The 7,177-nt window shown below is 63.3% G+C and carries 5 protein-coding genes; 4 read left to right on the forward strand and 1 reads right to left on the reverse strand.

What is annotated here, in order from left to right:
- Window positions 1-170 precede the first annotated feature (170 nt).
- Genes DBR18_RS12170 through DBR18_RS12185 form a run of 4 tightly spaced genes read left to right on the forward strand, consistent with a single transcriptional unit; the run spans window position 171 to window position 4,874 of the window.
- Complete coding sequence (locus DBR18_RS12170) at window positions 171-950, forward strand: efflux RND transporter periplasmic adaptor subunit (protein WP_108590497.1); 780 nt, start codon at window positions 171-173, stop codon at window positions 948-950.
- Entirely contained in the window at window positions 947-2,266 is a 1,320-nt protein-coding gene (locus tag DBR18_RS12175) for an efflux RND transporter periplasmic adaptor subunit (RefSeq protein WP_108590498.1), read from the forward strand. The genes DBR18_RS12170 and DBR18_RS12175 overlap by 4 nt, the downstream gene beginning before the upstream one ends.
- On the forward strand, window positions 2,267-4,363 hold the full coding sequence (locus tag DBR18_RS12180; RefSeq protein WP_108590499.1) for a biotin/lipoyl-binding protein: 2,097 nt from the start codon (window positions 2,267-2,269) through the stop codon (window positions 4,361-4,363).
- Between the two features lie 13 nt (window positions 4,364-4,376).
- The gene (locus tag DBR18_RS12185) at window positions 4,377-4,874 is read left to right on the forward strand and encodes a GNAT family N-acetyltransferase (RefSeq protein WP_108590500.1); all 498 of its coding nucleotides are present in this window, start codon (window positions 4,377-4,379) and stop codon (window positions 4,872-4,874) included.
- Between the two features lie 128 nt (window positions 4,875-5,002).
- Here DBR18_RS12185 and DBR18_RS12190 read toward each other — a convergent pair.
- The coding region (locus tag DBR18_RS12190; RefSeq protein WP_256588688.1) for a lipase family protein at window positions 5,003-7,177 on the reverse strand (2,175 nt) is incomplete at its 5' end.

A 7,177-nucleotide genomic window follows, 5' to 3' on the forward strand; every position in this document is an offset into this window, starting at 1 on the left:
GGGTGTCGCTGGCGATGGTCGGGTTGTACAAGGCGTTGGGTGGGGGAGGGGAGGCGGTGTATCCGGTGGGGATCGCTACCAATAATTCGCTTGACCAGAAATGATGGCCTTTCGCTTGACGCTAATCCCCGCTGTCGTAGACTCCGCTCATCCGTCAGGGAGTAGCGGTTATGCAGCGTTTGCGCGGTTGGGTTATCGGATTGACCTTTGTTACGTGTGCAGTTCAGGCGCAAACGCCCGGGCCAGACGATCCGCTGCTGGATAACGCAGCGCCTGCGGCAACCACGGCGAGCAGTGAGGCGCGAGGGGTGTTGCGGGCGCGGGATCAGGCGGTACTGGCCAGCGAGCTGTCGGGGCGGATTGTCGAGTTGCCGTTCAGCGAGGGTGAGTCGTTCAAGAAGGGCGATGTGCTGGCGAAGTTCGATTGCTCGGCGTATCTGGCTCAGCTCAATGCAGCGCAGGCTGCCAATCGCGGTGCCGGTGAAGAGCTGGCGCACAACAGGCAGTTGGCCGCGCTCAATTCCGTCGGGCGTTTCGAAGTGGCGCGGGCCGAGGCCAAGGTCAGCGAAACCCAGGCGCAATCTCAGGTTTATCAGGTTCAGGTCAAACGCTGCAGCGTGGTCGCGCCTTTCGACGGGCAAGTGGTGGAGCGCAAGGTCCAGCGTTTCGAAAGCGTGGCGGCCGGCGCGCCGCTGCTGGACGTGGTGGACAACCGCACCCTCGAAATCCATCTGCTGGTGCCGTCGCGCTGGATGGCCAGACTTAAACCCGGCCAGACCTTCAGCTTTGTCCCCGACGAAACCGGCCAGCCGCTCGATGCCACGGTCAAGCGCCTCGGTGCGCGTATCGACGAGGGCAGCCAGACGCTGTTGCTGGTCGCCACACTTCCCGAAGCCAAAGGCTTGCTTGCCGGCATGAGCGGCACGGCGCATTTTGCGGAGCTTAAATGAACGCCCCGGTCGCCGGCGCTGCCGAGCAGGTGTTCGCGCGGTTCCTTGACCTCGAACGGCAGACCCGTGCCGCCCGCGATGCCTCGCAACTGGCCTACAGTCTGGTCAATGACGGCCAGTCGCTGTTCGGCTTTCGTCATGCAGCACTGCTGATTGCCGGCAAAGTGCAGGCAGTGACCGGCGTCAGTGCGGTGGAGCCGAATGCGCCGTTCGTGGCGTTTGTCGAGCAAGCCGTGGCGCAGTTGTTCCAGCAGGATGTGCTGAAGCAGGCGCGGGTGATCACGCCGCAACTGTTTGCCGAGTCGATTCAGGCCGACTGGCGCTCGCTGTCGGCGGCGCAGGTGTTCTGGCTGCCATTGATCGATCGCCAGGGCGAGGTGTTCGGCGGTCTGTGGCTGGCCCGCGATGTGCCGTGGAACCCTTCCGAACAAGTGCTGCTGTCGCAACTGGGCGACACCTACAGTCACGCCTGGCTGGCGCTGCAACCGCGCAAACCGTGGCGTCTGCGCTGGACGCGCAAGCGTCAGGTGGCGCTGGTGGCGGTGCTGTTGCTCGGGTTACTGATCCCGGTGCGCCAGTCGGTATTGGCTCCGGCGGAGGTGGTGCCGCAGGGCGGGCGCGTGGTCGCGGCGCCGCTGGACGGGGTGATCGCCGAGTTTCTGGTCAAGCCCAATCAACCGGTGAAAACCGGCGATCTGCTGCTGCGGTTTGAAAGCACCACTCTCAAGGCCCAGGCCGATGTGGCCGAGCGTGCCTTGGGCGTGGCGGAAGCGGAATTGAAATCCAACTCGCAACGTTCGTTTGCCGATGCCGAGTCCAGTGCCAGGGTCGATTTGCTCGCCGCTCGGGCCGAGCAAAAACGCGCCGAGCGCGATTACGCCCGCGAACTGCTGGCGCGCAGCGAAGTGCGCGCGGAGCGTGACGGGATTGCAGTGTTCGCCGATGCCGAACGTCTGACCGGCAAACCGGTGCAGACCGGCGAGCGGCTGATGGAAATCGCCGACCCGAATCAGGCCGAACTGCGCATCGAACTGGCGGTGGGCGACGCGATTGCACTAGCGCCGGGTGCCGAAGTCGCGCTGTTTCTCGACAGCGATCCGTTGCAGCGCCACCTCGCCACGCTGGAGCGCTCGGCCTACGAGGCGCAACCGACGGCGGGCGGGCAGCTTGCATATCGGCTCGACGCCAATTTTGCTGATGCGCCACCGCGTATCGGTCTGCGCGGCACGGCAAAAATTTTCGGTGATCGCGCCCCGCTGGCCTTGTACCTGCTGCGTCGGCCACTGGCCGGTCTGCGCCAGAGCGTGGGCCTGTAAATGAATCTGCCGAGCCTGCGTGCCGACCTGCAACTGTCGCCCGCGGCGCCGGCACTGGACGGTTCGCCGCGCTGGACGCTGGCCGATCCGGTGCGCGGTCGCTATTTCAAACTCGGCACGGCGGCAATGCGTCTGTTGCGGCACTGGTCGCTGGGCGATGCCGAGCAAGTGCTGCGCGCCGCCAATCGCGAACCGGGCCTGCCGCTGGACGGCGTCGAGTTGGAGCAACTGCTGACGTTTCTACGCGGGCATGACCTGATCAGCGCCCTCGACGATCAGCAGCGTGCCAGTTACTCGCTCAAGGCCCTCGCGCAACGGCAGAGCCTGTGGAAAATCCTGCTGCATCAATACCTGTTTTTCCGCATTCCGTTGTGGCGCCCGGACGCCTTTCTCAACCGTGTGTGGCCCTGGCTGGAGCGCTTCGGCCCGCGCGTGCTGCGTTACGGTTTGCCAGTGACGCTGGGTCTGGGGGTGTTTCTGGTGTCGCGGGACTGGCAGCGGTTTGTCGGTACATTTCCGCACCTGTTCAGCCTTGGCGGCGCATTGGCGTTCGGCGTTGCGTTGTTTTTTGCCAAGCTGTGCCACGAGTTCGGCCATGCGTTCATGGCCAAACGCGCCGGGTGTCGGGTGCAGAGTATGGGCGTGGCGTTCATGGTGTTGCTGCCGATGTTCTACACCGATGTCAGCGATGCCTGGCGAGTCAATGATCGGCGCACGCGGTTGCTGATCGGTGCCGGTGGGGTGCTCGCGGAACTGCTGCTGGCGTGTATCGCGCTGCTGGCCTGGTCGCTGTTGCCCGATGGCCCCGGGCGCACGGCTGCGTTCATGCTCGCCAGCGCCACGTGGATCACTACGCTGGTGGTCAACCTCAACCCGTTCATGCGTTTTGATGGCTATTTTCTGCTCAGCGATCTGTGGGAGGTCGACAACCTTCAAGGGCGAGCCTTTGCCCTGTGTCGCTGGCGGTTACGCGAATTTTTGTTCGGCTATGGCGCTCCGGCGCCGGAGCCTTGGTCGCCGAAGATGCAACGGCGTTTGCTGATCTGGGGGTATGGCTCGTGGTTGTGGCGTGCTGCGTTGTTTTTCGGGATCGCGCTGGCGGTCTATCACCTGTTTTTCAAGGTGTTGGGGATTTTCCTGATGCTGGTGGAACTGGTGTGGTTCATCGTCCTGCCGATCATGAATGAGTGGCGCCAATGGTGGACCCGCCGCGAGCAGGCCCATGGCCCGCGGGTGCTGCTGAGCAGTCTCGCGGTGCTTGGTCTGTTGCTGGTGCTGATCGTGCCGTGGCGCAGCGCCGTGGAGCTGCCGACCATGCTCGAAGCCGGACGCACCAGTGCCCTGCATGCGCCAGCGTCGGCGCGGGTGAAGGCGGTGAAAGTGGCGGATGGGCAACAAGTCGCCCAGGGCGATGTGCTGATCGAACTGGAGTCTCCGGATCTCGATTCGAAACTGGCTATCGTCCGCCGGGAAATCCAGATCCAGCAGTTGCTGATGCGCCGTCAGGCAGGACGCAGCGAAACCGCCGCCGACGCCAGTATCATCGAGCAGAAACTGGCTGAGGCGGTGGCCGAATATCGCGGCTTGAGCGCACAGCGCGAGCGTTTGCTGCTGCGGGCGCCGCATGCCGGTCGCGTGCGTGATCTGCTGCCTGACCTGAAGCCGGGGCGCTGGCTGTCGACCCATGATGCGCTGGCGCGGGTGGTCGAAGACGGCGCACGGTTGCGCGGGTATCTGGCCGAATCGGAACTGTGGCGAGTCACCCCCGGGGCCAGTGGCCGCTTCATTGCCGACGATCCAATGCACCCGGCGCTCGCCGTGCAACTCAATGAAATCGATACCAACGGTGTGGCCTATGTCGATCAGGAGGCACTGACCTCCGATCACCACGGCCCGATCGCCGTGCGCCGCGATCAACAGCAACGCGCAGAACCGCTGCAGGCGCAGTACGGCGTGCGGCTGAGCGCGGTTGATGAGCCAGCGACGCCGGTGCAACCTTTGCGCGGCGTGGTGGTGATTCAGGGCAGCGGTGAGTCGGTACTCGGTGTGGCCTGGCGCCGGTTGGCGGCGCTGGGGGTCAGGGAAAGCGGTTTCTGAAAGGGAGAGGACGATGGCGGACAGTGCAGGGGTGGCGGCAGACGGATTGGTGGTGCGGCCTTCGCGGGCAACCGACGGGCCGTTTCTGCACAGCCTGTATCAGACGGCGCGGCCGGATTTGCAGTGGATCGACGGCGAGCAGGAGCTGATACAACAAGTGGTCGCCCAACAGTTTCAGGTGCAGGAGCAGGGCATGGGCGACAACTACCCCGCCGCCATGCACTACGTGGTGGAAAAACTCGGCACGGCGATCGGTGCGTTGAGTACCGACTTCGGCCCCAACGAGATTCGTGTGCTGTACCTGGCATTCATCCCCCAGGCACGCGGCCAGGGTTATGGCCGCGCCGTCCTGCAAGGCGTACAGAAAGCCGCGCAACAGGTGCGTTGCCCGGTGGCGACGGTGGTCTGGACCAGCAACCCGCATGCGCGGCGGCATTATCTGGCGCTGGGCTTTGCGGTGGAAGAAAGCAATCCTGCAGCGGAGCGGCTTGTCTGGTATCCCCAGGGTTAAACCTGCCCATAACCCTGTGGGAGCGAGCCTGCTCGCGAAGGCGGTGTTTCATCCAGCATCGTTGTTGGCTGATACGGCGCTTTCGCGAGCAGGCTCGCTCCCACAAGGGTGATGTGCATGAAGTCGGGTTAGATGATCGAGTCGATATCGAGCGTATGCGGTGCACCGACCGGGTGCCCGAAAAGTGACGTCAGCAGCGCATCGTTGCTGGCGTTGTCCGGCGCCCGTGCGAGCTGTTCTTCCTTGAGGTTTTCCGGGTGTACGCGCCAGCGTTGCAGGCACTCGGCGAGCAGTTGCGGCTGTTCGGCGAGCAGGCCATAAACGTCCGTTGCGCTGACCCGTTTGTGCCGCAGGGCGCTCAGGCGCGCATGGGTGGTCTCGATACGACTGACCTCGTGGTTGATCGCTTCGATCTTGCGCTCCTGGGTGCGCACATAGGCCGCTGGCCGGGCCACCAGGTCCTGACGGGCGGCGCGCAATTGCCGGGTAATGCGCACCAGCGCCTCTTGCACCCATTCGAACTCGCGATCGGTGACCCGCGTGCGACTCGTTTCATGGGCCTGCTGCCAACGGCGCAAGGCCGCCCAGCACGCCGGGACATAGCCGCCGACCATCGAGTGATGCCCGGCATTGAAGATCTGCCGCAGCAATCCCGGCCGGTCCGGCAGGCCGTTTTGCTGCTGCAGCGCGAGGGTGCACGCGGCGTGCTGGGTGATGGTGTCGCAGCCCGGCTGCCACAGGATCGATGACGTCTGCTGACGCCCGAACTCCACCGGCATGGCGTGATGCAGGCTGCCATGGTGATCGTAGGCCTCGCCGGTCCAGTTGGTGATCCCCGCGACGAACACCGACAGCCCGACCGGCACATTGGTAAACATCAACGCCGCACCAGTCCCGTAGACCCCGGCCTTGGTGTTCATCCAGCTGCCTGGCACGCTTGGCACCGGGTCGTTATGGTTGACCATGCGGTGATGCACCAGCGGGGCGGCTGCCTGGGTGAATACCGTGTCGCCGGCGCGGGGGGCGCCGTAGGTGTAGAGCTGGATGTTGTAGGCTTCGGACCTGCGGCGCAGCATTTCCGCGAGCAGCAGGGTGATTGCACCGCCGAGGCTGTGGCCGCAGATGATCAGTTTTTGGCCGGCGTAGAATCGGTCTAGATAGCTGATTGCGAATGCCGCAGCTTTTTTTGCTGCCTGATAGAAACCGCGGTGGACCCGACCCTCTCCTTCCTCGAACGGCACTTGTAATGCATCGGCATCGCGTAATCCGTCAGGAATGATCTCGAAGGTCCCACGCACCGCGATCAGAATCAGTTCGTCATTGTGAGTAATGAACGCCTGGGTATCGGTTGCTTCTTTACCGAGGAGCCTGTCGTCCAGGAAGTGGACTTTCTCTGGGTGCTCCTGTTCCGCACCCAGTGCCGGGTTATTGACTTCATATAGCACCGGATCGAACGGCACGATTTCCAGTCTTCTCGAATACGCCACGTCCTCATACAAGGGGTAAAAGGCATTCTTTTGCCCGGGGTCGACGCGCCACAGTTCATCGGCCTTGGCCAGGGCATCGGCGAACCAGTTGCCCACACTGGGTTGATCAGGGAAGGCCACCCGGGGCTCCTTGATCGGCGCGGTGGCGGGTTTCTGGCCAAAAGGGCAGTAACTCAGGGTGGCCATCAATGCCAGTTGATACAGGTTGAGTGCGCAGAACTCCGGCGCCGTCGACAGCATCGGGCGCAAGGCCCGCAACGCGCGAATTTCCAGCACCGTGTGCTTGCGCGAGGCCAGGGCGACGCCGACCTCGGCGTGCTTGCCCATGATTGCGGCCAGGCCGCTGTCGGCGGGGTAGTGGCGATAGACCTCGGGGGGCAGATGAGCGACATGCCGAACCAGATGGCGTACCTCGACCTGTATGTATGCGTCGCCGTCCGGTATGGGTTGTTCGCGGTTACGGGTGGCGCCGGGATTGCGGTATCGGGTTTGTTCGGCGCGAACCTGGAGTTCGGTGATTTTCAGGGGGTAATGGGTTCTAGCCTGCAAATAGTTATAGAAATTTTCTTGTCCTTCGTAAGGCTGTTCGAAACGTAAGGAAATCGGACCTGCGCAATAGCTGTCGACTCTGCCGATGCCATTGGCATCCAGATATCCATTGAATGCTTGTCCCTCCGAATCGACCGCAACATAGGCCAATCCCTCATAGGCTTGCCCCGAGCCAAACTCATCGACCAGTTGGAAACTGCTCCAGTTGCCTCGCGTCGGGCAGCTCAGCATGCGGCTGTTGAGCGGTGATTGCAGTTCCTTTTCAAA

Source organism: Pseudomonas sp. HMWF021 (assembly GCF_003061005.1).
In the GTDB taxonomy this organism is placed as follows: domain Bacteria; phylum Pseudomonadota; class Gammaproteobacteria; order Pseudomonadales; family Pseudomonadaceae; genus Aquipseudomonas.

Excerpts from the sequence above, each read along its gene's own strand:
- DBR18_RS12170 (WP_108590497.1), top strand. The coding sequence starts at position 171 with ATGCAGCGTTTGCGCGGTTGGGTTATCGGATTGACCTTTGTTACGTGT.
- DBR18_RS12175 (WP_108590498.1), top strand. The coding sequence starts at position 947 with ATGAACGCCCCGGTCGCCGGCGCTGCCGAGCAGGTGTTCGCGCGGTTC.
- DBR18_RS12180 (WP_108590499.1), top strand. The coding sequence starts at position 2,267 with ATGAATCTGCCGAGCCTGCGTGCCGACCTGCAACTGTCGCCCGCGGCG.
- DBR18_RS12185 (WP_108590500.1), top strand. The coding sequence starts at position 4,377 with ATGGCGGACAGTGCAGGGGTGGCGGCAGACGGATTGGTGGTGCGGCCT.